At 69.3% G+C, this 25,768-nt stretch carries 25 protein-coding genes and 1 pseudogene; 14 read left to right on the top strand and 12 right to left on the bottom strand.

Going from position 1 to position 25,768, the window contains the following annotated elements:
• Positions 1–108 precede the first annotated feature (108 nt).
• Both ACZ69M_RS24705 and ACZ69M_RS24700 read left to right on the top strand, forming a co-directional pair.
• On the top strand, positions 109–708 hold the full coding sequence (locus ACZ69M_RS24705) for a TetR/AcrR family transcriptional regulator (protein ID WP_470052907.1): 600 nt from the start codon (positions 109–111) through the stop codon (positions 706–708).
• An 88-nt stretch (positions 709–796) separates the two neighbouring features.
• Complete coding sequence (locus ACZ69M_RS24700) at positions 797–1,798, top strand: zinc-dependent alcohol dehydrogenase family protein (RefSeq protein WP_470052905.1); 1,002 nt, start codon at positions 797–799, stop codon at positions 1,796–1,798.
• 27 nt (positions 1,799–1,825) lie between these two features.
• Here ACZ69M_RS24700 and ACZ69M_RS24695 read toward each other — a convergent pair.
• Positions 1,826–1,996, bottom strand: a pseudogene (locus ACZ69M_RS24695) (helix-turn-helix domain-containing protein); the annotation flags it as partial.
• A 188-nt stretch (positions 1,997–2,184) separates the two neighbouring features.
• Here ACZ69M_RS24695 and ACZ69M_RS24690 point away from each other — a divergent pair.
• Positions 2,185–3,117, top strand: a complete 933-nt coding sequence (locus ACZ69M_RS24690) for a TIGR03620 family F420-dependent LLM class oxidoreductase (RefSeq protein ID WP_470052903.1) — start codon at positions 2,185–2,187, stop codon at positions 3,115–3,117.
• Between the two features lie 74 nt (positions 3,118–3,191).
• Here the strand turns inward: ACZ69M_RS24690 and ACZ69M_RS24685 are convergent, their stop codons facing one another.
• Complete coding sequence (locus tag ACZ69M_RS24685; RefSeq protein WP_470052901.1) at positions 3,192–3,641, bottom strand: MarR family winged helix-turn-helix transcriptional regulator; 450 nt, start codon at positions 3,639–3,641, stop codon at positions 3,192–3,194.
• Between the two features lie 77 nt (positions 3,642–3,718).
• Between ACZ69M_RS24685 and ACZ69M_RS24680 the strand changes: the two genes are divergently transcribed.
• The 3 genes from ACZ69M_RS24680 to ACZ69M_RS24670 all read left to right on the top strand — a co-directional run bounded on the left by ACZ69M_RS24680 (position 3,719) and on the right by ACZ69M_RS24670 (position 5,340).
• On the top strand, positions 3,719–4,546 hold the full coding sequence (locus ACZ69M_RS24680) for an SDR family NAD(P)-dependent oxidoreductase (RefSeq protein WP_470052899.1): 828 nt from the start codon (positions 3,719–3,721) through the stop codon (positions 4,544–4,546).
• A 163-nt stretch (positions 4,547–4,709) separates the two neighbouring features.
• Entirely contained in the window at positions 4,710–5,105 is a 396-nt protein-coding gene (locus tag ACZ69M_RS24675; RefSeq protein WP_470052897.1) for a luciferase domain-containing protein, read from the top strand.
• Positions 5,106–5,133: 28 nt separating this feature from the next.
• The gene (locus tag ACZ69M_RS24670; RefSeq protein WP_470052895.1) at positions 5,134–5,340 is read left to right on the top strand and encodes a three-helix bundle dimerization domain-containing protein; all 207 of its coding nucleotides are present in this window, start codon (positions 5,134–5,136) and stop codon (positions 5,338–5,340) included.
• 333 nt (positions 5,341–5,673) lie between these two features.
• On the opposite strand, the gene ACZ69M_RS24665 is transcribed toward ACZ69M_RS24670, so the two are convergent.
• The 5 genes from ACZ69M_RS24665 to ACZ69M_RS24645 form a co-directional block, all read right to left on the bottom strand.
• Positions 5,674–6,279, bottom strand: coding sequence for a TetR/AcrR family transcriptional regulator (locus ACZ69M_RS24665; protein ID WP_470052893.1), 606 nt, complete (start codon positions 6,277–6,279; stop codon positions 5,674–5,676).
• Between the two features lie 232 nt (positions 6,280–6,511).
• Entirely contained in the window at positions 6,512–6,859 is a 348-nt protein-coding gene (locus ACZ69M_RS24660; RefSeq protein WP_470052891.1) for a hypothetical protein, read from the bottom strand.
• A complete protein-coding gene (locus tag ACZ69M_RS24655; protein WP_470052889.1) occupies positions 6,856–7,695 on the bottom strand; it encodes an NmrA family NAD(P)-binding protein in 840 nt (279 codons plus the stop codon). The genes ACZ69M_RS24660 and ACZ69M_RS24655 overlap by 4 nt, the downstream gene beginning before the upstream one ends.
• Positions 7,695–8,117: a nuclear transport factor 2 family protein gene (locus ACZ69M_RS24650; protein WP_470052887.1), complete on the bottom strand. Its 423-nt coding sequence runs from the start codon at positions 8,115–8,117 to the stop codon at positions 7,695–7,697. Before ACZ69M_RS24650 ends, ACZ69M_RS24655 begins: the two co-directional genes overlap by 1 nt.
• Before the next feature lie 205 nt (positions 8,118–8,322).
• Entirely contained in the window at positions 8,323–9,750 is a 1,428-nt protein-coding gene (locus ACZ69M_RS24645; RefSeq protein WP_470052885.1) for an MFS transporter, read from the bottom strand.
• Positions 9,751–10,110: 360 nt separating this feature from the next.
• On the opposite strand from ACZ69M_RS24645, the gene ACZ69M_RS24640 reads away from it, so the two are divergent.
• Positions 10,111–12,222: an acyltransferase family protein gene (locus ACZ69M_RS24640; RefSeq protein WP_470052883.1), complete on the top strand. Its 2,112-nt coding sequence runs from the start codon at positions 10,111–10,113 to the stop codon at positions 12,220–12,222.
• A gap of 180 nt (positions 12,223–12,402) precedes the next feature.
• Complete coding sequence (locus tag ACZ69M_RS24635; protein WP_470052881.1) at positions 12,403–15,651, top strand: alpha-L-rhamnosidase; 3,249 nt, start codon at positions 12,403–12,405, stop codon at positions 15,649–15,651.
• Here ACZ69M_RS24635 and ACZ69M_RS24630 read toward each other — a convergent pair.
• On the bottom strand, positions 15,642–15,797 hold the full coding sequence (locus ACZ69M_RS24630; protein ID WP_470052879.1) for a DUF6131 family protein: 156 nt from the start codon (positions 15,795–15,797) through the stop codon (positions 15,642–15,644). The genes ACZ69M_RS24635 and ACZ69M_RS24630 overlap by 10 nt on opposite strands.
• Before the next feature lie 80 nt (positions 15,798–15,877).
• Positions 15,878–17,281 (bottom strand): PP2C family protein-serine/threonine phosphatase, encoded by a 1,404-nt coding sequence (locus ACZ69M_RS24625; protein WP_470052877.1) that lies wholly within the window; start codon positions 17,279–17,281, stop codon positions 15,878–15,880.
• A gap of 142 nt (positions 17,282–17,423) precedes the next feature.
• Here ACZ69M_RS24625 and ACZ69M_RS24620 point away from each other — a divergent pair, with 142 nt between their 5' ends.
• Positions 17,424–18,236, top strand: coding sequence for an SAM-dependent methyltransferase (locus tag ACZ69M_RS24620; RefSeq protein ID WP_470052875.1), 813 nt, complete (start codon positions 17,424–17,426; stop codon positions 18,234–18,236).
• 19 nt (positions 18,237–18,255) lie between these two features.
• Here ACZ69M_RS24620 and ACZ69M_RS24615 read toward each other — a convergent pair whose 3' ends face one another.
• Complete coding sequence (locus ACZ69M_RS24615) at positions 18,256–18,660, bottom strand: ANTAR domain-containing protein (RefSeq protein WP_470052873.1); 405 nt, start codon at positions 18,658–18,660, stop codon at positions 18,256–18,258.
• Positions 18,661–19,025: 365 nt separating this feature from the next.
• Between ACZ69M_RS24615 and ACZ69M_RS24610 the strand changes: the two genes are divergently transcribed.
• From ACZ69M_RS24610 to ACZ69M_RS24600, 3 genes are all read left to right on the top strand, one after another.
• The gene (locus ACZ69M_RS24610) at positions 19,026–19,400 is read left to right on the top strand and encodes a helix-turn-helix transcriptional regulator (RefSeq protein ID WP_470052871.1); all 375 of its coding nucleotides are present in this window, start codon (positions 19,026–19,028) and stop codon (positions 19,398–19,400) included.
• A 647-nt stretch (positions 19,401–20,047) separates the two neighbouring features.
• The gene (locus tag ACZ69M_RS24605) at positions 20,048–21,499 is read left to right on the top strand and encodes a purine-cytosine permease family protein (protein ID WP_470052869.1); all 1,452 of its coding nucleotides are present in this window, start codon (positions 20,048–20,050) and stop codon (positions 21,497–21,499) included.
• A 132-nt stretch (positions 21,500–21,631) separates the two neighbouring features.
• On the top strand, positions 21,632–22,075 hold the full coding sequence (locus tag ACZ69M_RS24600; protein ID WP_470052867.1) for a hypothetical protein: 444 nt from the start codon (positions 21,632–21,634) through the stop codon (positions 22,073–22,075).
• A 77-nt stretch (positions 22,076–22,152) separates the two neighbouring features.
• Here ACZ69M_RS24600 and ACZ69M_RS24595 read toward each other — a convergent pair whose 3' ends face one another.
• A complete protein-coding gene (locus ACZ69M_RS24595) occupies positions 22,153–22,710 on the bottom strand; it encodes a TetR/AcrR family transcriptional regulator (protein ID WP_470052865.1) in 558 nt (185 codons plus the stop codon).
• A gap of 76 nt (positions 22,711–22,786) precedes the next feature.
• Here ACZ69M_RS24595 and ACZ69M_RS24590 point away from each other — a divergent pair, with 76 nt between their 5' ends.
• Positions 22,787–24,085: an MFS transporter gene (locus ACZ69M_RS24590; protein ID WP_470052863.1), complete on the top strand. Its 1,299-nt coding sequence runs from the start codon at positions 22,787–22,789 to the stop codon at positions 24,083–24,085.
• A gap of 173 nt (positions 24,086–24,258) precedes the next feature.
• Here the strand turns inward: ACZ69M_RS24590 and ACZ69M_RS24585 are convergent, their stop codons facing one another.
• Entirely contained in the window at positions 24,259–24,450 is a 192-nt protein-coding gene (locus ACZ69M_RS24585; RefSeq protein WP_030190387.1) for a hypothetical protein, read from the bottom strand.
• A gap of 176 nt (positions 24,451–24,626) precedes the next feature.
• On the opposite strand from ACZ69M_RS24585, the gene ACZ69M_RS24580 reads away from it, so the two are divergent.
• Complete coding sequence (locus ACZ69M_RS24580) at positions 24,627–25,760, top strand: glutathione-independent formaldehyde dehydrogenase (protein ID WP_470052862.1); 1,134 nt, start codon at positions 24,627–24,629, stop codon at positions 25,758–25,760.
• Positions 25,761–25,768: the final 8 nt, after the last annotated feature.

The following is a 25,768-nucleotide window of genomic DNA, read 5'->3' as shown; positions in this document are numbered from 1 at the left end:
GAACGGTACTCCGAAACGTTCGGCGCGAACGAGTGTCGATCCCGATGACCGACATTGCCTCCCTTAATCGAACGGACTAGTCTGTTCGATTAAGGGAGGTGCCCGCACATGGCGACGCGCACGAGAAGGACGAACACGGTCGAGAAGATCCTGGACACGGCAGCCGACCTGTTCTACGCGAACGGCCTACGGGGCGTCGGCGTGGACCAGGTGATCGCCGCCTCAGGGGTGGCGAAATCCACCCTCTACGTCCACTTCCGTACCAAGGACGAGCTGGTCGCGGCCTACCTGCGCCGAACCGACATATCCTGGCGCGCCCAACTGGAGGCGGCCGCCGAGCGGGCGGGCGACGACCCGGCGGCCAGGATCACCGGGCTCTTCGACGCACTGACGGACGCCTTCGACCGGCACGGCTTCTTCGGCTGCCCTTTCGTCAGTGCCGCCGTCGAGACCGCGCTCGACTCCGAGGCCCGGGCCATCACCGTGCAGCACACCGAGCGCCGTCACACCTGGCTGACACAGCTCAGCACCGAGGCGGGCGCCGCCGACCCCGACTCCCTCGCCCGCCACCTCGGCCTCCTGATAGACGGCGCCCTCGCGTCCGGAAGGCTGCTCCAGGACCGCGCGGTGGTGGATCAGGCCAGATCCGCGGCCCGGCGCCTCCTCGACGACCACACCTGCCGCGACACGGCCGACGCCCTCCCGTAACAGGCCACCAGCACACCCATGACCGCGAGACGCCCCCCCGCCTCCGGCTCCCTACTCACGAACAGCTTCCAGGAAGGAAGGCAGGGCCATGCGCGCAGCGATCCTCGAACAGTTCGGGGCACCCCTGGTACTCAAAGACCTCCCCCGGCCCGCCCCCGCCCCGGGCGAGGTCCTGGTGAAGATCGCGGCCAGCGGAGTGAACCCGCTCGACATCAAGATCCGGGCGGGCAAGGCCGCACACGCCAGGACCGTCCTACCCGCCGTACTCGGCCTCGATCTCGCCGGTGTGGTCGAACAAGTCGGTACCGACGTCACCGGATTCGACGTCGGCGACGAGGTCTACGGACTCACCGGCGGGGTCGGCGACCTCCAAGGCTCCCTCGCTCAGTACGCGGCGGTCGACGCCCGGTTGCTGGCCGTCAAACCCGCCGCTCTGACCCTGCGTGAAGCCGCCGCACTGCCTCTGGTCTTCATCACGGCGTGGGAGGGCCTGATCGACCGCGCCCGGGTCCGCCCCGGACACAAGGTCCTCATCCACGGCGGAGCCGGTGGCATCGGACACGTGGCCATCCAGATCGCCCGTGCCCACGGTGCCGACGTCTACGCCACCACCTCCCCCGCCCATGCCGAGACGGTCGCGCGCCTCGGCGCCACGCCCGTCGACCGCACCGCGATGTCCGTGGCGGAGTACGTCGGCAAACACACCGGCGGCGAGGGCTTCGACATCGTCTTCGACACCGTCGGCGGTCCCGTGCTCGACGCCTCCTTCACCGCCGTGCGCACGTACACCGGCCACGTCGTCAGCGCACTCGGCTGGGGCACCCACGCCCTCGCTCCCCTCTCCTTCCGGGGCGCCACCTACTCCGGTGTGTTCACCCTGATGCCCATGCTCACCGGCAACCACCGCGCACACCACGGCGAGATCATGCGCGAGGCCACCACCCTCGTCGAAGCGGGCTCCCTCAAGCCACGGCTCGACCCACGCACCTTCACCCTCGACTCCGTCGCCGACGCACACGCGGCGGTCGAACAGGGCACCGCGGCAGACAAGGTCGTGGTGGACATCGCCCAGGCTCCCAGCGCACCGTGAGTCGTGCTCCGCATTCCGCCTGTAGTGCAGTTGGGCGCCCACCAGCTGTTCGAGACGACTGATCTGCCGGCTCAGCGATGACGCGGTGAGGTGCAGGGCGGCGGCCGCGCGACCGAAGTGCCGGTGCTCGGCGACGACGGTGAAGCACCGCACCGGCTTCAGGTCGAGGTCCTGGGCAGGTGGTGGCGAGTCGGGCACACCGGCAGGGTTAGCCGCTCGGGGATCGGCGTATGCCCCAATGGCCGCCGCGAACTGCGGTGTTGCGCACATCGGGATGCGTATGGCGAAACATTCATTGGACCTGGAGTGGGCTGGGGTCACACAGTGGAATCACCGGTCGGACACCGTCGTGCGCGGCGTCGGCCGGTCATCCGAGGAGGACATTCGTGGGGTCCACGGGGACCACTACCGTGATCGACGCGGCCCGCCGGGCCCTGGGGCCGGTCGGCGTGACCCTGCCGGTCTCCTTCACCACCCCCCTGTCCATCGATCTCCAACGCAAGGCCGTCCACCGCCTGGAACGCGCCGGCCACCACGCCGTGTGGACCAACGAGGTCGTCGGCGGCAAGGATGCCCTCGTCCAGTTGGCCGTGCTGCTGTCCGCGACGGAGCGGCTGGCGTTCGGCACCAGCATCGCCGACATCTGGGCCCGGCAACCGCAGACCATGCACGGCGCGGCGGCCGTACTGGCCCAGGCCTGTCCCGGCCGGTTCGTGCTCGGCCTGGGGGTCGGCCACCCGCAGCAGGCGGCCGACGTAGGCCAGGAGTTCGGCGGCCCGCTGGCCACCGTGCGCGACTACGTGGAACGGATGGCCACCCCGACCCAGCCGCCCGCACCCGACCCCGCCGTTCCCCGGATCATCGCCGCGAACGGTCCGAAGATGCTGGCGCTGGCCGGCGAGATCACCGACGGAGCGCTGCCCGCCGTACAGCCTCCCGAGTTCACCGCGCAGGCCCGGCCGGTGCTCGGCCCGGACAAGCTACTGGTCGTGGGACTCTCCGTGGTCCCCGACAGCGACCGGGCGCGGGCGATCGCGCGGGAGCGGGTGTCGGCCGGCCTCGGCCAGCCGTCGTACGCCGTCGGCCTGGCCCGGCTGGGGTACTCGGACGAGGAGATCGCCGAGGTGAGCGACCGGCTGGTGGACTCGGTCGTCGCCCACGGCGATCCGGCCGCGATCGCGGCCAAGGTGCGCGAGCGCCTGGCCGCCGGCGCGGATCACGTGACGCTGCTGTCGCAGGTCGGCACCGACTTCTCGGTCGGCGTGGACCAGCTGGCGTGGCTCGCCCCGGCGCTGACCGGCATTGACACCTCGGGCTGAACGGCCGGTGTCCGGCGGTCCGGTCCCGGTACGCCCTCGGACATGCACCGGGGTGGCGTCGGCCGATACCGCCGTCAGCCCTTGAGCTTGAGGAGAATGCGGGCCAGTTCTGCGAGCTCGGCCGCGTCCAGCCTGTCCGCCAGGACCGGAGACAGGGTTTCGCGACGGGCGGCGTCCGCGCGCTCGAAGAGGTCGCGGCCCTGCGGTGTGATGGTCACCTCGACGGACCTGGCGTCGGTGGCCGAGGGGGCGCGGGTGACCAGTTCGCGGGCCTGGAGGGCGTCGATCACCCGAGAGACCTGGCTTCGGCTGATCAACGCACAGGAGCCGAGATCGGTGGCCGACAGCGGCCCGTCCTGGTGGTAGAGCCAGAGCAGCACCTCGAACCAGGAGGCCGGCAGGCGGAAGTCCTCCTCCAGCCGGGCGCTCGCGCGTGAGGTGAGGGCACTGCTCACCCCTACGAGGCGGTAGTACGCCTGGTCCTCGACAGGCAGTTCTGCCTGCTTGAGCCTGATGTCCGTCACCAGGTGAGTCTACCAATTTGCGTGCACGCACACACAACCCTAATATGTGTGTGTACACGCATCCATGGAGGTTCATCATGAAGATCGCCCTCGTCACCGGCACGTCGACCGGCATCGGTCTGGAAACCGCCGTACTCGCCGCAAAGGCGGGCTACGAGGTCATCGCGACCATGCGGAACACCGCCAAGGCCGCGGCGCTGCTCGAGCGGCTGCCCGACGCCGACGTCCGACAGCTCGACGTGACGGATCCGGACTCGGTCAGGGCCTGCGTCGACGGTGTGATCGCCGACCACGGACGACTGGACGCGCTGGTCAACAACGCCGGGGCCGGACACCTCGGCACCATCGAGCTGGAGAGCGTCGACGACGTCCGCGACGTCATGGACGTCAACTTCTTCGGTGTCGTCCAGGTCACCAAGGCCGCCCTGCCGCGCCTTCGCGCTGCCGAGGGGCGCCTGATCACGGTCACCAGCGTCGGCGGCGTGGTCGGCCAGCCGTTCAACGAGGCCTATTGCGCGGCCAAGTTCGCGGTCGAGGGCTGGATGGAGAGTCTCGCCCCGGTCGTCGGCAAGCTCGGTGTCGCGGTGAGCGTGATCGAGCCCGGCGCGGTGGCCACCGAGTTCGTCGCGAACGTGCGGGCCGACCGGGATGTCGAGGCCCTGGTCGCCGGGGCCGGGGACTACCAGTCGGTGATCAACGGCTATCTGGCCCGCACCCAGCAGGCGTTCTCCGCGGCGCAGTCGGCCCGGGAGTGCGCGGAGACCGTCGTGGGCGCGCTGACCGCCGCCGAGCCCCGGTTCCGCTACCAGAGCTCCGAGTCCGCGGCCGGCTTCACCGCCGTCAAGCTGGCCGACGCCGACGGCTCGGCCGTACAGGCCCTGACCACCTCCTGGCTCGGGGCGTGAGCGTCTCGGGCTGGAGGACTTCCACCTCTCGGTCGCCGGGGACCGAGGCGCCGTAGAAGCCCCGCCTGCCTGCGAGCCGGTATCAGGACATTCAGGCGATGCGTGTCAGTTACGGCTTCCTCAAGTCATGGTGACTTCGTGGTGAGCTGGGCATGATGGGTACATGACGTTGGCCCTGCGCGCCATGGCGCGACTGGCGAGTTGGCCGGACCTCACGGAGACACCGCCAAGCTGTGGCACGGGGCGGGCGCTGCGCTCGGCCCAGGACGAGATCGTCCACTTCCATACAGACCAAGACGTTGACCTGCACCTCACCGCCCGTGCCATCCGGCGTTTCGAAGACCACCTCAGGGGCGCGACCGCGGTCCGTTTGGTGCCCGGTTCGCGCTGGGTGACGATACGCCTCGAAGTCGAGACGGACATGGATCTGCTGCTGACCCTGGTGAGCCTCGCTCTTCAGGCCCATCAGTCGTGGCCGGTTTCCCGCGATACGCCGACGGCCAGGTGTAATGATCACCACGACATGGTGCTTCCGCGTGACAACTCCAGCGGGAGCTGAGGAGCACATCTTTCGGGCAGGGGACGTCGTGGCTGTCGAGACACGCGAGGAAGACGCTATCCGCGGAGTCGTCGAACGTCTCACGAGCACCTACGCCGAGACGCGTACGCCCGAGCAGGTCGAGGCGGCTGTAGCCACGGCTCACGCCGCCTTCAGTGAGCGGCCCGTGCGCGACTTCGTTCCGGTCCTGGTCGAACGCAAGGCGCGCGCCCTTTTGAACGAGGCTTCGGGCTGACATCGCGCTTCACACGGCGGCGAGCGCAGCTTGACGGGCTCGTTGACGCCCACGTCCGCCGACAGTTCTCTGACGCAGAAAGTCACCCACTCGCTTCGAGGGTGTACCCAGACGTCGAGGCCGACCGAGGGAGAACTGTCCATAGCCGGGGGGACGTTGCGGGTACCGCGCTTCGGCAGCCCCCTTACGGCCGTCCGCTCGCGTTGACCGGGCAGTCACTGGGCACGTACGTCACTACGCACCCGGCACTTCACGCGGTGCGGCAGGACGGACGGGACCTGCTCGGCTCGGCGGACACCGTCGGCAGGGACCTCGGGCCCGGGGAGTAGTCACTCATGCGTCGTTGCGCGTGCCTGGCTGATCGGAACTGGCGCCGAGAGCGCTGTCGATGTAGGCCGCGAGCGAGGAGCGCAGGTCTTCGGGCGTCGTCTTCTCAACGTCGATCAGGTGCGCCACGAGGTCGGCGCGGATGGCGGCCAGCAGGGCGTGGGCCGTGAAATCCGCGTTGTGGACGCCGGGTACCTGTTCCAGTGCCGCACGGAGGGTTTCGTGCCACCAGCCGTAGTGCTCGGCCTGGTAGGGACTGCTGAGCCCGGCGTCCTCCGCGGCCGTCATCAGGTTCCGGTTCTCGATCTTGAAGCGCAGGGAGGCATCGAGGAGGTCCAGCACCCGCTGCCGCGACGAGGATCCGGCTGCGTCCTGCGCTTCCCGCACGGCTTGCTGCAGGGGGTCGAGGCGGGAGGCGATCACAGCGCCGATCAGGCCTGCGCGGTCGCCGAAGCGGCGGAAGAGGGTGCCCTTGCCGACACCCGCGGCCGCGGCGATGTCGTCCATCGACACGCTGTGGGGGCTGCTGCTGGCCGCGAAGAGGGCGTCGGCGGCAGCCAGGACGGCTTCTCGGTTGCGCAGGGCGTCCGCGCGTTCTGTGCGCTGGGCCACGGGGCCTCCTTGGTCTTCGGCCTGTCCCGGCCCCCGGGAATGATATGCGGTGGGTTCGCGTGAGTGGCGGCTCACGCCCGGCCGCGCCTCCCGCACACAGGGGCGGCAGTGGGCGCCGCCGCAGATTGCGCGGATCGGATTCCTCGCCGGTGGAGTAGAAATAGGTGATCTTCTGTGGTCCAAGGCCCAGCGCAGGATCGCGCTCCACGTCCGGGCGTCGGCGATCAGGCGGTCATTTCCTCGTCGTGCTCGGCTGCGGGCTCGGCTCGTACGCGGCCGTGACGTTGGGGAAGTGGGCGATGGCGTCGCTGAGGCAGGAGACGCCGCGCTCGTACGCGTGGTCGATGCACGGGTCCTCGATGTCGCCGTGGAGAACGAACTCGGTCGCCCGGCAGTAGCTGGAGGCGCGCGGCAGTCCGTCGCGTGCGCTGACGGGGCGGCTTCCGCGTACCTCGGCCTCCAGGCGTTCGGCGGTGGCGATGACTTCGCCGACGTCCGAGCTGACGTAGGCGGGGAGATTCAGGTTGCGCAGGGTCTCGAACCAAGAGGGCGGATCGTCATCGAACATCAGCTGTTTCATGACAACTCACGTTCGGCGAAGGCGTGGAACGTGCCCGGGGGACGGCCGGTGAGGCGCTGGACGGTGTCCGAGGTACGGTCCTCCGCGCCCTCGGCGATGGCACGGTCCATGCCCGCCAGCATGGTGGCGAACTCCAGCGGTATCTCCGCCGCCCAGCGGTCGCGCAGCTGGTCGAACGTCAGATGCCGGTGCACGACGGGCCGACCGGTGACCTCGGTGATGGTCGCGGCGACGGCGTCGTAGCTCAGCGCCTGCGGCCCGGTCAGGATCAGGTCGGCGTTGGGGGCCTGCTCGTCGGTCAGGGCACGTACGGCGACGGCGGCGATGTCCTCCGCGTCGACGAACCCGACGCGGCCGTCTCCCGTAGCCGTCAGGATGGCGCCGTCCTCGCGGATGCTGCGCGCGTGGGGAGTGGAGCCGGCGAAGTTCTGCATGAACCAGGACGGCCGCAGCACCGCCCACTGCTCGAACAGGCCGGGCAGGGCCTGGTGGACCTGTCCCACCGCAGGACCGCCCGCGGGGATCGCCGACGAGCTGAGCAGCACCGCGCGATGCACGCCTGCCGACCGGGCCTGACGGAGGAAGGGCAGCATGACCGCGGCCGGGTCCGAGGAGCCGATCGGCGGGATGAGGTAGACGCGGTCGACGCCGTCGAGGGCCTCACCGAAGGTCGCGGGCTCGTTCCAGTCGAAGCGGACAGCCTCCGCGCGCTCCACCGGGGTGGCGCTTCGGCCGGCCGCCTTGACGCGGTGGCCCTCGGCGACCAGCCCGGCGACGACACGGCTACCGGTGGTGCCGGTGGCCCCGATGACCAAGGTGGCGCTGGGGGCGTTCATCAGTTGGCTCCTACGAAGTCGGCGCCGGGCAGCTGAACGGCGAGGGGGTTCCAGTAGTCGCGGTAGGAGGTGATGCGTCCGCCCCTGACCGTGACCACGGCGATGTAGGTCATGTCGAAGGGGCTGTCGGTCTCGACCAAGCGGCCGACTCCGCGCATCTCCACCACGATCGTCTCGGGGACGGTGGTCTGGTGGATCGTCAGGTCGGGGAAGTCGTGGAGGTCCACGTGGTCGGGGTAGTGGCGCATGTAGTCCCCGATGGCCTGTCGGCCCTCCAGCCGCTCCGGCCAGCCCTGGGGCGCGAAGGGGAACTCGAGGACGCCGGCCTCGTCCCACAGGTCCACCCAGCCGGGGATGTCCTTCTCCACCAGCAGTCGCAGGCCGTGGCGGTACAGCTCCGCGGCCGTCATCGGTATTGCCATGATCAAGGTTTCCGTTCTGCTCGAAGGCACGGCGATCCCAGCCTGTGGGGTACGGCCACTCGTCACGAGAAGCGCGATATCCAGTGATGACGGTTCCCCGCCGTGGGACACCCGAATGAAAGCGGACCGACAGTCCGCATGCCATGGAGCATACGGACCGCCAGTCCGCTTGGCAACCCTGAGCGCGACCGGTGACGCCGACGGGTCACGGAGGGGCGATACGGGGCGCGAGTGCGGCGGCATCGACTCCCGACAGCTCCTGCAACGACCGTCCACGCGGTTCGATGCGGAAGAGGTAGGTCACCAGGAAGCCGAGCGCGCTGGTGATCGCCACCCCGTAGAGCAACAGGCTCTCGCCGAGCCGCGCCAGGAGCACCGGGAACAGGAAGGTGCCCAGGGCCGCGCCCAACTTGCCGCACCCGGTGGCGAAGCCGTGGCCGGCGGCTCGCATTTCGGAGGGGAACACCTCGGCGGGCAGCGTGAAGGTGGTGGAGTTGGGGCCCAGGTTCATGAGGGTGTTGAACAGGGCGAACCCGACCACGACCATGGAAAGGTGGGCCTGCGGTCCGCCCGGCAGTTGGGCGCTCCAGGCCAGAATGCACAACGCGATGGCCATGACACCGAATCCGGTCAGTTGCAGCGGCACCCGGCCGACCCGGTCGACCAGCACGATGGCCAGCCAGAAGCCGATGACCAGGAAGACGTCCAGCACGGCGGTGCCCTTGGTGGAGGCGATGTCATCGGCGATGAACGTGCTGTTGGCACCGGCCAGTGCGAACGAGGCCAGCAGGGTGGGGGTGAAGATGCCCACGCCGTAGGTGGCGATGTCCATCAGGAACCAGGGCACCGCGGTGAAGATCGTGCGCCGCCTCCACCGTCGGGAGAACAGCTGCGGCTGGAGGAACGCACGGAACCCCTCCGGGGGAGCCTCCAGGCGTTCCCGGTCGGCACCGGTCACCGTCACGGGTAGACCGACGAGTGCCCGACCGATCTCGCGGGCCTCCTCCTCGCGTCCGTTCTGGGCGAGCCAGCGCGGACTCTCCGGCACCGCGCGCCTCAGCCAGATGATCAGGAGGGCGGGCAGCACGCCGAACCCCAGCATGATCCGCCAGGAGTCGACCTCCGGCCGGACGTTGAGGACCACGACGCCGACCACCGCGCCGAGCAGGATCCCTGCCGCCTGCAGACTGAACGCGCCCACCAACCACCGCCCGCGGTTCTTGGACGGCAGGATCTCGGCGAGGTAACCGGCGGCGATGGGATAGTCGAGACCGACCGCCAGCCCCAGAGCGAATCTGAACGCCGCCAGCGACCAGGGGTCCCAGGCGAGGGTGCACAGCACCGAGAAGACGACGAACATCCACAGGTCAAGCCGGAAGATCCGGCTACGGCCGATCCGGTCCCCCAACGGCCCCAGCAGCGCGGCGCCGCACATCGCACCGACGATCGCGGCAGCCGAGATCAGTCCCTGCAGCGCGGAGCCGACCGCTAAGTCCTTGGCGACCAGCGGATTGGCCACCCCGATGATGAAGAAGTCGAAGCCGTCCAGCAGGATGCCCAGTCCCGCCAGCAGCCAGAACCGGACATGGAACCGGGACATCGGCGCGCCGTCCAGCGCCTCACCCAGCGGCATTGCACGAACGGCGGCATGGTCGGTCGCCGTCGCTGAATCGGTCGACAAGACGTCCCTCACTCGAGCACGAATTCCAGGAATCCCCCGGGGAGATCGTGCGGGAGCCGGCCCGCCGCCACCATCGCCACGGACAGGTGGCGGACCGCGACGCTCGAACGGATTACCTCCTCTCCCCCATTCGACCGCCCGACATCGTCATGCCCGGGCCGGCCCTCCGACCAGCGGAATCCGCACGGGCGCGCCGGGAATTCTCGTCACGCCGGGGATTCTCGTGAAGTTGAGGCGTTGTTCACCCGAACTCCGGGCGGCGGCCGGACAGTACGGAATCAATCCATGTCAGTCCCCAAGGAGTTGCGCCTGATGCCGAGCACCACACCCGCCGAGGTCCGTACCATCCCAGCGGGCGGCAGAACCGCACCACCCGGAGGCCACTCGTTGAGGTTGGACATCCAGGGGCTGCGTGCGGTGGCCGTCACGCTCGTGGTGCTCTCCCACGCCGGGGTGCGACAGGTCAGCGGCGGATACGTCGGGGTCGACGTCTTCTTCGTGATCTCCGGCTTCCTCATCACGTCCCTGCTGCTGCGCGAACTCGCCACCACCGGTCGCTTGTCGGTCCGCACCTTCTACGCCCGCCGTGCGCTGCGGCTGCTGCCCGCGTCGTCCCTGGTCATCGCGGTCACGCTGGCCGGGTCATGGCTGTTCCTGTCGAAGGCGCGGCTCGCCGAGTACGCGGGTGACGCCCTCGGCAGCGCGCTGTACGCGGTCAACTTCCGGCTGGCGGCGGCCGGTACGGACTATCTCGCCCAGAACAGTCCGCCTTCGCCGTTCCAGCACTTCTGGTCGCTCGCCGTGGAGGAGCAGTTCTACCTGGTATGGCCGCTGCTCCTGCTGCTCAGCTGGCGGGCCGCCCGCGGCCGGCGCCGGCTGATCGCGCTGGTGCTCGGGGCGCTGTGCCTGGGGTCGTTCGTGGTCAGCGTCCTGGTGACGAACTCCTCGGCGCCCTGGGCGTACTTCGGCTCCCCCACCCGGGGCTGGGAGCTCGGCGCCGGCGCGCTGGTGGCGCTGGCCACGGCCCGGCTGGAACGGCTGCCCGCAGCCCTCGCGGCCCCGCTGACCTGGCTCGGCCTGGCCTGCGTCGCGCTGGCGGCGGTCTGGTACGACGACGGGACGCCCTTCCCGGGCTACCACGCTCTTCTGCCCGTCCTCGGCGCCGCGCTCGTCCTGGCCGGCGGCTGCGCGCCCGCCTCGCACGGCGCGGGGTGGCTGCTCGGACGGCGGCCGATGGTGTGGCTGGGCGGGCTCTCGTACGGCTGGTACCTGTGGCACTGGCCGCTACTGGTCGTAGCCCCGGTGGCGCTGGGCCGTACGGACGGCGCCGCCGGAGTACCGCTCGCGCTCGGGCTGTGCGCGGTCGCCCTGGGCCTGGCCTGGCTGACGCTGCGTCTCGTCGAGAACCCGGTCCGCTTCCACCGGGCGTTCCGGGAACGGCCGAACCGGGCGCTGGCGCTCGGCGTCGGGCTGTCGGCGGGGGCGACGGTGCTGGCGCTGACGGCGGCGGCGGTCCCGCCGACGATCGAAGTCGGCGGCCCCGCGCCCGTACTGGCGCAGGAGCTGGCCGGTGCGCCGGACCCGCAGGCGCGGCTGGCCGAGCTCCTGGCCGCGTCCTCCGGCAGCCTGCCGAACAACCTCACCCCGGCCCTGCCGAAGGTGAAGTCCTCCCGGTCCGCGGTCTACCGGGACGGCTGCCATGTCGACTACGACAGCACGAGGAATCCGCCGTGCGTCTACGGCAACCGCGCGTCCTCCCGGACCGTCGTGCTCTTCGGCGACTCCCACGCGGCCCAGTGGTTCCCGGCTCTGCAGGGTCTGGCGACCGAGCGCGGATGGAAGCTGGTCTCACTGACGAAGGCCTCCTGCAAGGTCGCCGGCGTGACCATCATCAACCGCCACAAGCCCTACACGGCCTGCGACACCTGGCGTTCCAACGTCGTGGCGAGGATCAACGCCCTTCACCCCGCCCTGGTGGTCGTCTCCTCCTCGGACGCGGGCGACCCCGCCGAGCCCGCCGACGACACCCTGCGGCAGTGGACCACGGGCTTCGAGGACACCTTCCGGGACCTCGCCACCTCCGGCGCCCACGTGGCCGCCCTGCTCGACACCCCGTGGCCCAAGGGGGACCCGATCGACTGCGCCGCCGACAACTCCCTGCAACTGCACGCCTGCGCGAACCACCTGCCGGACGCGATCCACGATGCGACCCGCCAGTCCGCCATCCGCAACGCCGCCGCCGAGACCGGCACCACGGTCATCGACCCCCGGCCCTGGGTCTGCGCGATCCGCACGGGCGTCTGCCCCGTCGTCGTCGCCGACACCGCCGTCTACCGCGACGAAAGCCACCTCTCCGAGGCTTACGCCGCGGCCCTCACCCCCGTCCTCGCCGACTCCTTGGACCGCCTCGTCAGTGCGTCCTGAACGCACGGGGCGATTGAAACCGTTCAATCGCCCCCGCCTCGGACGCGTCGGGCTCCACCGAAAGCGCGTACCCGCCCGGCAGCGCAGCAAGAAAATCCGGCACACTCATTGACCTCCATCCCGCACGCCCCTACGTTCACCGCCGTGAATCGATTCATCGCTTCTACGTGAGGGGCCCCAGTGATCAGCAGGAGGAACTTCCTGGCGGCATCGGCGGCCACGACGGCCGCGGCCGTCGCCGACACCGGATCAGCAGTGGCCGCAACGGCGTCCGCACCGGCCCGAGCGGGTGCACCACGCGGCGCCCTGCGCGTCACCACGCCCACCGTCGAGTACGTTCAGGACCCCCTGGGCCTCGACGCGCAACACCCGCGGATGAGCTGGCCGATGGCCTCGGACGAACCGGGGGTGCGCCAGAGCGCCTATCAGATCCGTGTCGCCTCCAGTGCGTCGGACCTCTCGCACCCGGATGTCTGGGACAGCGGAAAAGTCACCTCCGGCGAGTCCGTACTCGTCCCGTACGCGGGCCCCCGACTGAAGCCGCGGACGCGCTACTTCTGGTCCGTACGCGTCTGGGACGCCAAGGGCGCTGTCTCCGCCTGGAGTGCGGCGGCTTGCTGGGAGACGGGCCTCATGGACGCCGCACAGTGGTCGGCGGAATGGGTCTCGGCCCCTCCGGCTCTCACCGACGCACCGTCGCTGGAGGGCAGCGCCTGGATCTGGTTCCCCGAGGGCGAGCCGGCCAACAGCGCGCCCGCGGCCACCCGTTGGTTCCGTCGCGCCCTCGATCTCCCGGACGGCGTCACGGCGGCGACCCTGGCCATCACCGCCGACAACGTGTATGCCGTTTCCGTGAACGGCACCGAGGTGGCCCGTACCGACCTGGCGACGGACAACGAGGGCTGGCGCCGGCCGGCCGTGCTCGACGTCCTCGCCCAGGTGCGTTCCGGGAAGAACGTCCTCGCGGTCTCGGCGACCAACGCGACCGAGGGACCCGCCGGTCTGGTCGCCGTCCTCGTCCTGCACACGGCATCCGGCGAACAGCGGATCGTCACCGACGACTCCTGGAGGTCGACGGACAAGGAGCCCGCCGCCGGCTGGCGCGAGGCGGACTTCGACGACAGCGGCTGGCCGGCGGCGAAGGAGGCCGCCGCCTGGGGAGCCGGACCCTGGGGGCGGGTCGTCCCGGCGTCGTACGCGGCCAACCAGCTGCGCCACGAGTTCAGGCTCCCGGGCAAGAAGGTGGCCCGCGCCCGCCTGTACGCCACGGCTCTCGGCCTGTACGAAGCCCACCTCAACGGCCGCCGCGTGGGCCGCGATCAGCTCGCTCCCGGCTGGACGGACTACCGCGAACGCGTCCAGTACCAGACGTACGACGTCACCACGCTCCTGCGGCCCGGCGCCAACGCCGTCGGCGCGTACGTGGCTCCGGGCTGGTACGCGGGCAACGTCGGTATGTTCGGACCCCACCATTACGGCGAACGCCCCGCGCTGCTCGGGCAGTTGGAGGTCGAGTACGCCGACGGGACGAGTGAGCGCGTCGTCTCGGGCACGGACTGGCGGGCCGCCCCCGGACCGATCGTCTCCGCCGACCTGCTGGGCGGCGAGACGTACGACGCGCGCAAGGAGACCTCCGGCTGGACCTCACCCGGCTTCGACGACCGTGCCTGGCTCGACGTCAGCGCCGCGGGCGACACCGCTCCCGCCCTGATCGTCGCGCAGGTGGACGGCCCGGTCCGGGTGGCCGGGGAACTCACGGCAAGGACGGTGACCGAACCACAGCCGGGCGTCTTCGTCTTCGATCTCGGCCAGAACATGGTCGGATCGGTACGGCTGCGCGTCTCGGGCGAGGCGGGAACGACCGTACGTCTGAGGCATGCCGAGGTGCTCAACCCGGACGGCACCCTCTACACCGCGAATCTGCGCACCGCCGCGGCCACCGACACGTACACACTCAAGGGCGACGGCGAGGAGACGTACGAGCCGCGCTTCACCTTCCACGGATTCCGCTACGTCGAGGTGACCGGGTTCCCCGGCACTCCCCCGGCGACGGCCGTGACGGGCCGCGTCATGCACACCTCCGCGCCCTTCACCCTCGACTTCGAGACCGACATCCCGATGCTCAACAAGCTGCACAGCAACATCACTTGGGGACAGCGCGGCAACTTCCTGTCCGTCCCGACGGACACACCCGCACGCGACGAGCGCCTGGGGTGGACGGGTGACATCAACGTCTTCGCGCCCACGGCGGCGTACACGATGGAGTCGGCCCGCTTCCTCACCAAGTGGCTCGTGGACCTGCGCGACGCGCAGACTTCGGAGGGCGCCTTCACGGACGTGGCACCCATGGTCGGTACGGTCGGCAACGGTGTCGCCGGATGGGGCGACGCGGGGGTCACGGTCCCCTGGTCCCTGTACCAGGCGTACGGGGACCGACAGGTCCTGGAAGATGCCTGGCCCTCCATCCAGGCCTGGCTGAAGTACCTGGAGAAGAACAGCGACCACCTGCTGCGGCCGGCCGGCGGGTACGGCGACTGGCTGAACGTCTCCGACGAGACCCCCAAGGACGTCATCGCCACCGCGTACTTCGCGCACAGCGCCGACCTCGCGGCCCGCACGGCCGAGGAGCTCGGCAAGGACTCCGCCCCCTACCTCGACCTCTTCGAGCGCGTCCGCACCGCTTTCCAGAACGCCTACGTCACCGCCGCCGGCAAGGTGAAGGGGGACACACAGACGGCCTATGTCATCGCCCTGTCGATGAACCTGCTGCCGGACGCGCTGCGCAAGGCGTCGGCCGACCGCCTCGTCGCGCTCATCGAGGCCAAGGACTGGCACCTTTCGACGGGCTTCCTCGGTACACCCCGGCTGCTGCCCGTCCTCACCGACACCGGCCACACCGATGTCGCCCACCGGCTGCTTCGGCAACGCTCCTTCCCCAGCTGGGGCTACCAGATCGACAAGGGCTCGACCACGATGTGGGAACGCTGGGACTCCATCCGGCCCGACGGCAGCTTCCAGACCCCGGCCATGAACTCCTTCAACCACTACGCGTACGGCTCGGTGGGCGAGTGGATGTACACCAACATCGCCGGCATCGCGGCGGGCCGGCCCGGCTACCGCGAGATCGTCATTCGCCCCCGCCCTGGCGGCGACGTCACCTCCTGCCGCGCCACGTTCACCTCAGGCTACGGCCCCGTCTCCACGCGGTGGCGGCAGCGATCCGGCGAGTTCGTCCTGAGCTGCGCCGTGCCTCCCAACACGACCGCGCAGGTGTGGGTACCCGGGGAAGACCCGGGCGCGGTGACCCACACCCACGCGACGTTTCTGCGGACAGAGGACGGCTACGTCGTGTACCAGGTCGGCTCCGGCGACCACCGGTTCACGACCGGGCGCGCACAGGGGGCCGCCCGCGGCCCCAGTCACCAGTAGTGGCGGCGACCACCGACAGCGTGTCCGGCAGCCCCGAGGACCCACAGGATGAGACCGACGATCACAAGGATCACGCCGATCGTCCAAAGAATGCTGATGCCCGTGACGAAACCGACGACGAGCAGAATGATGCCGAGGACAAGCATGGCAACCTCCCGCAATCAGCCCCCCTCGTCACCTCCGTGTACCACCGCAGGGCAACTCCTAACGCGGTCGCGGCAGGCGATCAGCGCGGTTGCGGCAGGCGATCGGGGGAGCTCTCCGGCTCCTGCGGCGGGGAGGGGATCTTCGCGGGTACGAGTTCGGTGAGCAGGAGCGTACGGTCGTCCGCTCCGTCGTTGGTGGCCGACGTGCCGTGCAGCAGGCGCCGGCACAGGGAGTCCAGGGTGTCCGGGCCGGCGACGCGGTCGGGGTCGACGCCGTCCGTGTCGAGCAGGCCGGCGAGACGGGCGATGCCCTGGTCGATGTCGGTGTGGCGGGACTCGACCAGACCGTCGCTGTAGAGCAGGAGGAGCATCGGGTCGGGCACGTGCAGAACGGTGGGTTCGTACGTCCCCATGCCGAGTCCGAGGGGCAGGCCCGGGCTGGTGAGTGTGACCGGCCCGGTCCGGCCGCCCGGATCGCGGATCAGCGGGGGCGGGTGGCCGGCTCCGACGAAGGTGCAGATGCGGCGCCTCGCGTCCCACTCGGCGTAGATGCACGTGGCGAAGGAAGCCCCCGGTGTGTCACAGGCGAGCGCGTCGAGACGGTGCATCAACTCGGCCGGGGTGATGTCCAGTCCCGCCAGGGTACGGACGGCGGTGCGCAGCTGGATCATGGCGACGGCCGATTCCGGACCGTGCCCCATGGCGTCCCCGACGATCAGACTGACGCGGCCTTCCGAACGGGGCAGCACGTCGAACCAGTCACCACCGATGATGTTGTCGCGCCCGGCGGGGAGGTAGCCGTGGGCGATACGACATCCCTCGAAAACCTGCTCGGTGGCGGGCAGCAGGCTCCGGCGGATGGCCAGTGCCGTACGGCGCTCGCGTTCGTACCGGCGCGCGTTGTCCAGGGCCACACAGGACCGCACCGCCAGCGACTCCACGGCCTCGGCGTCGGCGGGCAGGAAGGGCGACTGGTCCGGGCCGCGCGTGCAGGCGATGAATCCGACGGCGGTACCGCGCAGACGCAGCGGGACGACGAGGAAGGAAGCCGTGCGCAGGAGGACGTCCATGCGGGCGTCGCCGCCACCGGCGGTGCTCAGCCGCGCGGACGTATGGGCGTCCACCATGTCGAGCAGTTGCGTCTCGAGGGTGGCGATGGCACGTGTGTAGGGCGTCCCGCGCGGAAAGACGACGACCTCGCCGACCGGCAGCAGCCCCTCCCAGTCATCGGGCGCGTCCGTTCCGATGCGCAGCGCCAGTCGGCGGGCCTCGATCTGCGGTGGTTCCGCGGAGGCGTACGCGTTCTCCTCCAGCAGCCAGCGCTCCAGCAGGTAGACGGAGGCCGCGTCGCAGAACCCGGGCGTCAGCGCGTCGACGACATGGCTCCCGGTCAGGCTCAGGTCGAGTTCCGAGCCGATGGCGTCGGCCGCGGGGGAAAAGGCCGACCGACGCGGTGAACGCGCGGTGGCGGGTTCGTCGTCCATGGGACAGTGCGCTTCGTTCCGCAGGGTTGTGCCTTTCCGGTGAGGCGCGGCTCCGGCAGCATGGCCTGGGCATCATCCCGCCACGCCTGGTCGGCAACTATATGATGGAGCGTCAAGATCACGGACATGACAGGGAGTTGAGTTGGCCGACAACGACGGTCTCCCGCAGGGGATCGATCCCGACAAGGCGAGCGTTGCCCGGATGTACGACGCAATGCTCGGCGGACAGCACAATTTCCCCATAGACCGGGAGGCGTTGGCGGCCTTCACGGCGATCGACCCCCAGGTGCGCACGCTGGCGCGGGCCAATCGCGCCTTTCTCGGCCGAGCCGTGCGTTTTCTCGTCGAGGCCGGAGTACGGCAGTTCATCGACCTCGGATCGGGCATCCCGACACAGGGCAACGTGCACGAGGTGGCACAGGCGGCCAGCCCGGACGCCCGGGTGGTCTACGTGGACAGCGACCCGGTGGCGGTGGCCCACAGCACCGCCCTGCTCGCCGACAATCCCGGCGCGGACATCGTCGACGCCGACATCCGCCGGCCTGCCGACATCCTGTCGTCCCCGCAGGTACGCAAGCTGATCGACTTCGAGCAGCCCGTCGCGGTGCTGATGATCACGATCCTGCACTTCATCACGCCCGAGGAGAACCCCGGCGGCATCGTGGCCGCGTTCCGGGACGCCCTGCCCGACGGGAGCTGGCTGGCACTCACGCATGCGACGAACCAGGATCGCCCGGACACGGCCGCGGCCGTGGGGCAGCTGTACCGGTCCAAGGCCACATCCCCGGTCACCGCTCGCTCCCGCGGCGAGATCCGGGATCTCTTCGACGGATTCGACCTCGTGGAGCCCGACCTGGTCTACGTACCCCTGTGGCGCCCGGCCCCGGACGACCACATCCCGGGGAACCCGTCGGAGTACTGGGTGTACGCGGGCGTCGGCCGCAAGCGTGTGTGACGGAGCCGGAGGCCAGGGGTCAGAGCGGGTCCGAGGACAGATTGCGACGTCGGTCGGACATCGGCGGCGTGTCTTTGTCACCGCCCGTCCGTGACGCCCGGTCGGCGGGAGAGGTCCACTCGGCGCTCGGATGGCTGGGGGCATGGGGACCGTGGACTTCGGCGACCGCCGCGGACACATGGTGCCGGAGCGAGTCGGGAAGCGGATCTCCGTTGACGGCGGCGACCAGGTCTTCGGCGACACGGTGGACTTTGGTGTTGGTGTGCTGGGACACCTCGACCAGTACATTCCAGGCGTCGGCGGTGCTCAGGCCGAACGAGGCCATCAGCACTCCCCGGGCCAGATCGATGACCGGCCGGGTCTGCATGGCCCGTTTGAGCTGGACGACTTCGGTGCGCAGGTCCTGCTCGGCGTCGTCGCTCAACCCATCCTCCTTGTGCGCTCTGTCGTTCTTGCCGGGATGCCTGTCACGGCCGCCGGCGGTCCGCCGATCGACCGCACAGAGGCTTCGCACAGGGAGCGCTGGAGTGGGTGCTCGGTGTCGATGGCACCGGAGATCGCGGCGGCCGCCCGCCCACCGGCCGAACGTGCCACGCCGTTCAGAAGCGGGCAGAAGCCTTCGCTGCCGGCCTGGACGGAGAGTGGACGTTCGTGCATGGCAGTCGCTCCTGGGGCATCCGCCTATCTCACTACTCCAAGCGTCGGCCTCCGGACCCTCACACGTCAAGAGATACAGGAACTTTCTTTCACCCTTTTGAATGCGCGAATGCCGAGCCGTATCCTCGAGACATGGGTGAAGTACCGCAGGGACATACCGGCTGGACCTTTCTCACCAACCACGCCCGAGTGCTGGCCGCGATCTCCAGGGATCAGGGAACCCGTATCCGTGACATCGCCGCACGGTGCCGACTCACCGAGCGTGCCGTCCAGAAGATCATTTCCGATCTGGAGCAGGACGGCTATCTCACCCACACCCGCCACGGCCGCTCGAACATCTACCACATCGAACCGGGGACCATCCTCCGGCACCCGGCAGAGGCCGGGTTGACCGTAGAGGGCCTGCTGACCCTCCTCGACCAGCACGACGCACGGCGCGACGGCAGGCCCGAGCCCGAGCAGCACTCGCCGGCGTTCGATCTTTCCGCTCGGCGCACGACGGACTGATCCCTGCGGCCGGGACGAGAGCAGCGGCCAACCGGCCTTTCGCCGGGGCCTGTTGAGGGAGCCCGGTGTCACATCGCGTCCGGCGGTCGACCGGGTGGCGTCCCCCGGGAGCTGTCACCGACCACGGTGCCGCCGGAAGCGGGGTGGTCGCCGGTCGTGATCGTACCTCCGGCCCCACTCGCGTTCCCCGAGACGGCGACGCTGTCGCGCGTCGCGTCACCCAACTCCACGGGCCCCTCCAGGAGTACGTCGTCGCCGGCCCCCGAGGCGCCGAGGCGCCGAAGAATCCCAAGGCCGTCCCCGATGAGCTGTCGCTGTCGTTGCCGCCCTCGAGATGGTCGTTCGCACCTCCGGGGGCGGTGTCGCCCCCTGCTGGCGCCGACCCTGCCGTCATCTCCGGGACCGCCGCACAGACGGTCGGCCGCGGCGCCCTGCTGAGCGGAGTAGGACAGGACACCCGGACACCCCGGCCTCTTCCGACGGTTCTTTCATCCTTTCAGTGGCCTGGCGCACCTGAGGTTGCACTGCGTACCGGCCGGACATACTGACCGGTACGGCCCTCCTAGGCCGGTACGACAAGAGGATAAACGTGATCATAGGCGATTAATCTTCTCATCACATGATGAAACCGCTCAAAGGAGGCACTCGTGACCACATCGTCGCAGCCACGAGTATCGGGTCTGGAAATCCGCTCCATCGACTACGTCCCCCTCGACGAGCGGCACGGAAAGCTCTGGCACCTGGGGCCTCTGTGGTTCATGTCCAACGCGCAGATCGCCACCCTGGCGGTAGGGCTGATCAGCATCACCGAGGGTGGCAACCTCGTCTGGTCGCTGATCGCGATCGCCGCGGGCACCATCCTCGGCACGTTCTTCATGGCCTTCCACTCCGCGCAGGGTCCGCAGCTGGGACTGCCGCAGATGATCCAGTCACGGCCGCAGTTCGGCTACGTCGGGGCCCTGCTCGTATGGCTGTTCGCCTATGTGCAGTACGCGGGGTTCAACATCTTCAACACGATCCTGGCCGGTGAGGCCCTGCACACCACATTGCACGGCGGCGTCAAGCTGTGGGTCGTCGTGGTCACGCTCATCGGGTTCGTCATCGCGCTGGTGGGCTACGACGTCATCCACCGCGCCGAACGGGTGCTCACCTACACCTTCCTGGTCGTCTTCGGGATCTTCACCGTGGGCATCCTGCTCACCCTGCACTATCCCCCGGGCTCCTTCGACCTCGGCGGCTTCCAGTGGACGCCGTTCCTCGCGCAGTTCGGCGTGGTCGCCGGATACCAGATCAGCTGGGCCATCTACGTCTCGGACTACTCCCGCTACCTCCCGCCGGACGTCACCGTCCGCAAGACCTTCTACTGGACGTACTTCGGCTCGGCGCTCGGCGGCATCTGGCTGATGTGTCTAGGGGCTCTGCTCGCCGCGTGGGCGGGCAAGGACTTCGAGACCGTCCGCTCGATCAACGCGGCGGGCGACAAGGTCTTCAGCGGCTTCGGCGCGATCGTGCTGCTGTTCTCCGCCCTGGGCCTGATCTCGGTGACCGCCCTGAACATGTACGGCGGGTCCCTCACACTCATCAGCGCGATCGACTCGTTCAAGAGAGTGCGGCCGACCGTCGCGGTACGGCTCGTGACCATCGGCCTCACCGCGGCGCTCTCCGTGGTGGGGGCACTGGCCTCCACCGCCCACTTCCTCGAGAACTTCAACAACTTCCTGCTGTTGGTGCTCTACCTGTTCATTCCGTGGACCGCCGTGAACCTCATGGACTACTACGTGGTGCGCCGCGGCCACTACGCGGTCGCCGAGATCTTCAACCCGCACGGCATCTACGGCCGCTGGGGCTGGCACGGCATCATCTCCTACCTGGTCGGCTTCGCCGTCATGGTGCCGTTCTTCTCTGTCGGCACGCTCTACGTGGGACCCGCCGCCCACGCGCTCGGCGGTGCTGACATCGCCCTGTTCATCGGGCTGCCCGTCTCCGCGGTGCTCTACTGGCTGCTCACCCGGTCGATCGACGTCGATGCCGAGGCCCGCCTGGCCGAGGCGGAGATCGCGACGCTGGAATCGGCGGCCCATGAGCATCGAGAGCCGTGACGCTGCCGTGCGCCGCTGGGCGGCGAGTTCGCGGATCGACCGGCCGAGAACCGCGGGGCACGTTGGTGCGTCCTGTCTGTCTTGCAGAGTGACGGCCGCCGCTCTGGACGCGAACAACGGCAAAGGGTGATCATGAGGCGGAAATGGGTGCTCGCCGCAGTCGTGGCGTTCCCGGTGGCTTTCGTGGGGTGGATCGCCTGGACGGTCTTCACGGCCCTCACAGCCGACCCGATGACCCAGGTGGAAGCCGCCTCGTGCGCGGACGCCATGGACTACGCGGACCAGGACGGGCTGCCCCAGGGGGCTCAGGACGCGAAGTGCACCGTCCGCGCCTGGCTGGACACGGAATACCAGGCACGATTCACGATCCCACGAACGGATCTGGAGGCGTGGCTGAAGGCGGCCTATCCCGGCACCCGTCTCACGCCGGAGAACTGCTCCGGGACACCGGCGGACGTCTGCGCCCACATCGATCTGCACCCCGAAGCCGAAGGCGGGGCGATGGCGGTGGACATAGACGTGCGGTACGGCAAGGACTCGACGGCGGTCGTCGACTTCTCGGCGTACGACGTGTGACGCGGCCGGCGACGCCGTCCGCACGATCGGTTGCGGCCACCGCCTTCCCGTCCCGGCCGATCTGTCCGGTCACAGCCCTAGACCGCCGCGAGCAACGGCGCGACCAGACCCCGCGCCCACTCCCCTGACGCGGGCTCCCCGCTGAAGATCGCGCGGTAGTACAGCGGACCGAGCAGTCCGTCGACGGCCCGCTCCACGCTCGGCACCTCGCCTCCTCGAGCTCGCTCCCGCTCGATGATGGACTCGAGCTGAGCGTGCCGGTCGGCCGTGCAGGCGCATCCGCCCTCCGGACCCGAGCCGATCGTCGCCCGCATCAGGGCGAGGACGTCGGGGTCGGCGAGGTCGGTGGCGACATCGCCCGTCCACCGCTCCAGGTCACCCGCCAAAGAGCCGGTGTCCGGCACCACGACGTCGCCACTGAACCGACTGGTGGCGACGTCGGCCAGGAGCTGTGCCACTGAACCCCACCGCCGGTACACCGTGGTCGCGTGCACGCCGGCGCGCGCCGCGATGGCGGGAATGGTCAGAGCCTCGGCCGGCTCTTCGGCGACCAGTTCCCCGACCGCGCGGTGAACGGCCGCGCGCACCCGCGCGGAGCGGCCGCCGGGACGGGGCTGGACTGTTGCTTCGGTCATGCGGAAATTATTGCACCGATCGCTGCGTTAGAGGAGACTGCTAACGCAGTGATCGCTGCATTCTGAGAGAGAGCGCATGTCTGACGCACCCACGTCCTACAAGAAGATCCCGTCGGCCTCAGCCACAGGGGGCCCACCGTCCGGCCGTGTGCGGCGCGGGCTGAGCCGACCGGTGGCCTTCGCGTCCATCGCGGCCGTCTTCGTCCTCTTCATGGCCGCGTCGAGCGCGCCATCGCCGCTCTACGTCATCTACCAGCACGAGTGGAGCTTCTCGGCGACCACGCTGACCACCGTTTTCGCGGTGTACGTCGTCGGAATGATCGGCGCACTCCTGATGCTCGGCGCACTGTCCGATCACATCGGCCGCCGACCCGTCCTGGCATCGGCCATCGCCCTCGAAGCGGTGGCGATGACACTGTTCATCGTCGCCGACGACGTCTCGATCCTGCTCACGGCCCGCTTCGTCCAGGGCATCGCCACCGGCGCGGCCATGACCACACTCGGCGCGACCCTCGTCGATCTCAATCCGCCCCACGCGCCGCACCGTGCCGGCGTCATCACCGGTGCGGCCCCGACGTTCGGGCTGGGCCTCGGCGCACTGGGCTGTGGCGTCCTCGCGGAGTACGGGCCGCACCCGACCCGACTGGTCTACGCGCTGCTGCTCGCGGCCCTGGTCCTCGCCGGCCTGGCCATCGCCCTCCTGCCCGAGACGGCACAGCGGCGGCCCGGCGTCGTGCGGTCGCTTCAGCCGCGCCTCGGCGTCGCTCCGCGACTGCGCACGAACCTGATGGCACTCGTGCCGATCCTGGTGGCGAGCTGGGCACTGGGCGGACTGTATCTCTCACTCGGTCCGTCAGTGGCCGCCAACCTGTTCGGCCTGTCCAGCCATGTCATCGGCGGCCTGGTGGTCACCCTGCTCTGCGTGCCCGCATCGATCACGGCGTTCGCGCTGCGCGGCTGGCCCACCGAGCGCACGCTCGCCCTTTCGGCCACCTTGCTGCTGCTCGGCACGGCCGTCGGTCTGGGCGGTGTGGAGGCGCACTCGCTCGCCATGGCCGCGTCCGGCACCGCCATCGCCGGAATAGGCTTCGGCGGCTCGGGTCTCGCCAGCTTCGGCACACTGGCCCGAATCGCCGAGCCGGCCGAGCGGGGCGAACTGTTCGCGGTCGCGTTCGTCATCTCCTACCTGGCCTTCAGCATCCCGGCCGTGGTCGCGGGGATCGCCGCCACGAACGTCGGCCTGCACGAGACCTCGGTCGTCTACAGCGCGGCCGTCATCGCCTTCAGCGCCCTCGCGCTCGCCGCCCAGCGGCTCCGCACGGGACGGGCCAGGAACACCGACCAGTGCGGCCGGCCCGCCACGGCCCAGCGCTAGAGACAGTCCGGCACGGACACCCTCACCACCGATCCATGACGGTGGGCGGGTACACGAAGCCCCCGGCAGGCACACAGGCCCACTGCCGGGGGCTTTGGACTCCCGAGGAACGACACGACCCCACCCAGGACCACGGTCATCGCCGATGCCCGCGGCGGCATCGGCGCGGAAGATCAGCGGTCGGCGATGTCCTCGCGCAGGCCGTCGGAGAATTCCCACCACGACAGGGGAAGCCAGTCGCCGTTGACGAAGGCGTCGACCGTGGCGCCTCGTCCGCGGACCGTCACGGTCGTTCCCGGCGGGTAGGTGGTGCCGGACAATCCCGGCACGGGGACAAGCAGCGTTCCCAGTCGCTGTGCTGACATCTTTCGGCCTCCTTCGCCACTGCATTTCTCTGCACGGCACCGGGCAGTTATTCACATCGACGTTACCGGCTTGTCCGATCGCGTAGGACGGAGAATCATGAGAGATGGGTCACGCGGAGAATGTGGGCGGGGGCGTGGACATCACATACATGCGTCACCGAGCGGAGGTGGCAGCCGTGAAGGCCGTCGTTTACAAAGGGCCGTTCAGCGTTGCGGTCGAAGAGGTTGAAAAGCCCAGCATCCAACATCCGAACGATGTGATCGTACGGGTCACTTCCACCGCGATATGCGGATCCGATCTGCACATGTACGAGGGCCGTACCGCCGCCGAGCCCGGCATCGTCTTCGGCCACGAGAACATGGGAATCATCGAAGAACTCGGCCAGGGCATCACCTCGCTCAAGGAGGGCGACCGTGTGGTCATGCCCTTCAACGTCGCCTGCGGGTTCTGTACGAACTGCGTCGAGGGATTCACAGGTTACTGCCTCACCGTCAATCCCGGTTTCGCGGGCGGCGCGTACGGATACGTCGCCATGGGCCCCTGGAAGGGCGGCCAGGCCGAATATCTGCGCGTACCCTTCGCCGACTTCAACTGCCTGAAGCTGCCGCCGGGAAACGAGCACGAGAGTGATTTCATATTGCTCGCCGACATTTTCCCCACCGGATACCACGGTTGTGAGCTCGCCCAGGTGCGCCCTGGCGAGAGTGTCGCGGTGTACGGCGGAGGGCCTGTCGGACTCATGGCCGCCTACTCGGCTCTGATGCGCGGCGCGAAAAAGGTCTTCGTCGTGGACCGGGTCCCCGAACGACTGCAGAAGGCCGAGGAGATAGGCGCGGTTCCGATCAACTTCTCCGAGGGCAACCCGATCGAGCAGATCAAGGACGAGACGGACGGTATCGGCACGGACAAGGGCATCGACGCCGTCGGCTATCAGGCGACAGGGCACGGCACGGACCGCGAAGAACCGGCAACCGTCCTGAACTCGCTCGTCGGCACGGTCCGAGCCACCGGAGCGCTCGGGGTGCCCGGCCTGTATGTACCCTCCGACCCCGGCGGCCCGGACGAACAGGCCAAGCAGGGCATGCTCCTCGTCTCGATCGGCAAGCTCTTCGAGAAGGGCCTGCGGATGGGGACGGGACAGTGCAACGTGAAGCGCTACAACCGGTACCTGCGCGACATGATCATCGAGGGCAGGGCGAAGCCCAGTTTCGTCGTCTCCCACGAACTACCCCTGGATCAGGCGCCGTCGGGCTACGACAAGTTCGACAAGCGGATCGAGGGCTACACGAAGGTGATACTGCACCCGTAGCCCTGCGG

Source organism: Streptomyces sp. NPDC107454, from assembly GCF_055582885.1.
This window is presented reverse-complemented; position numbering and strand designations above follow the sequence as displayed.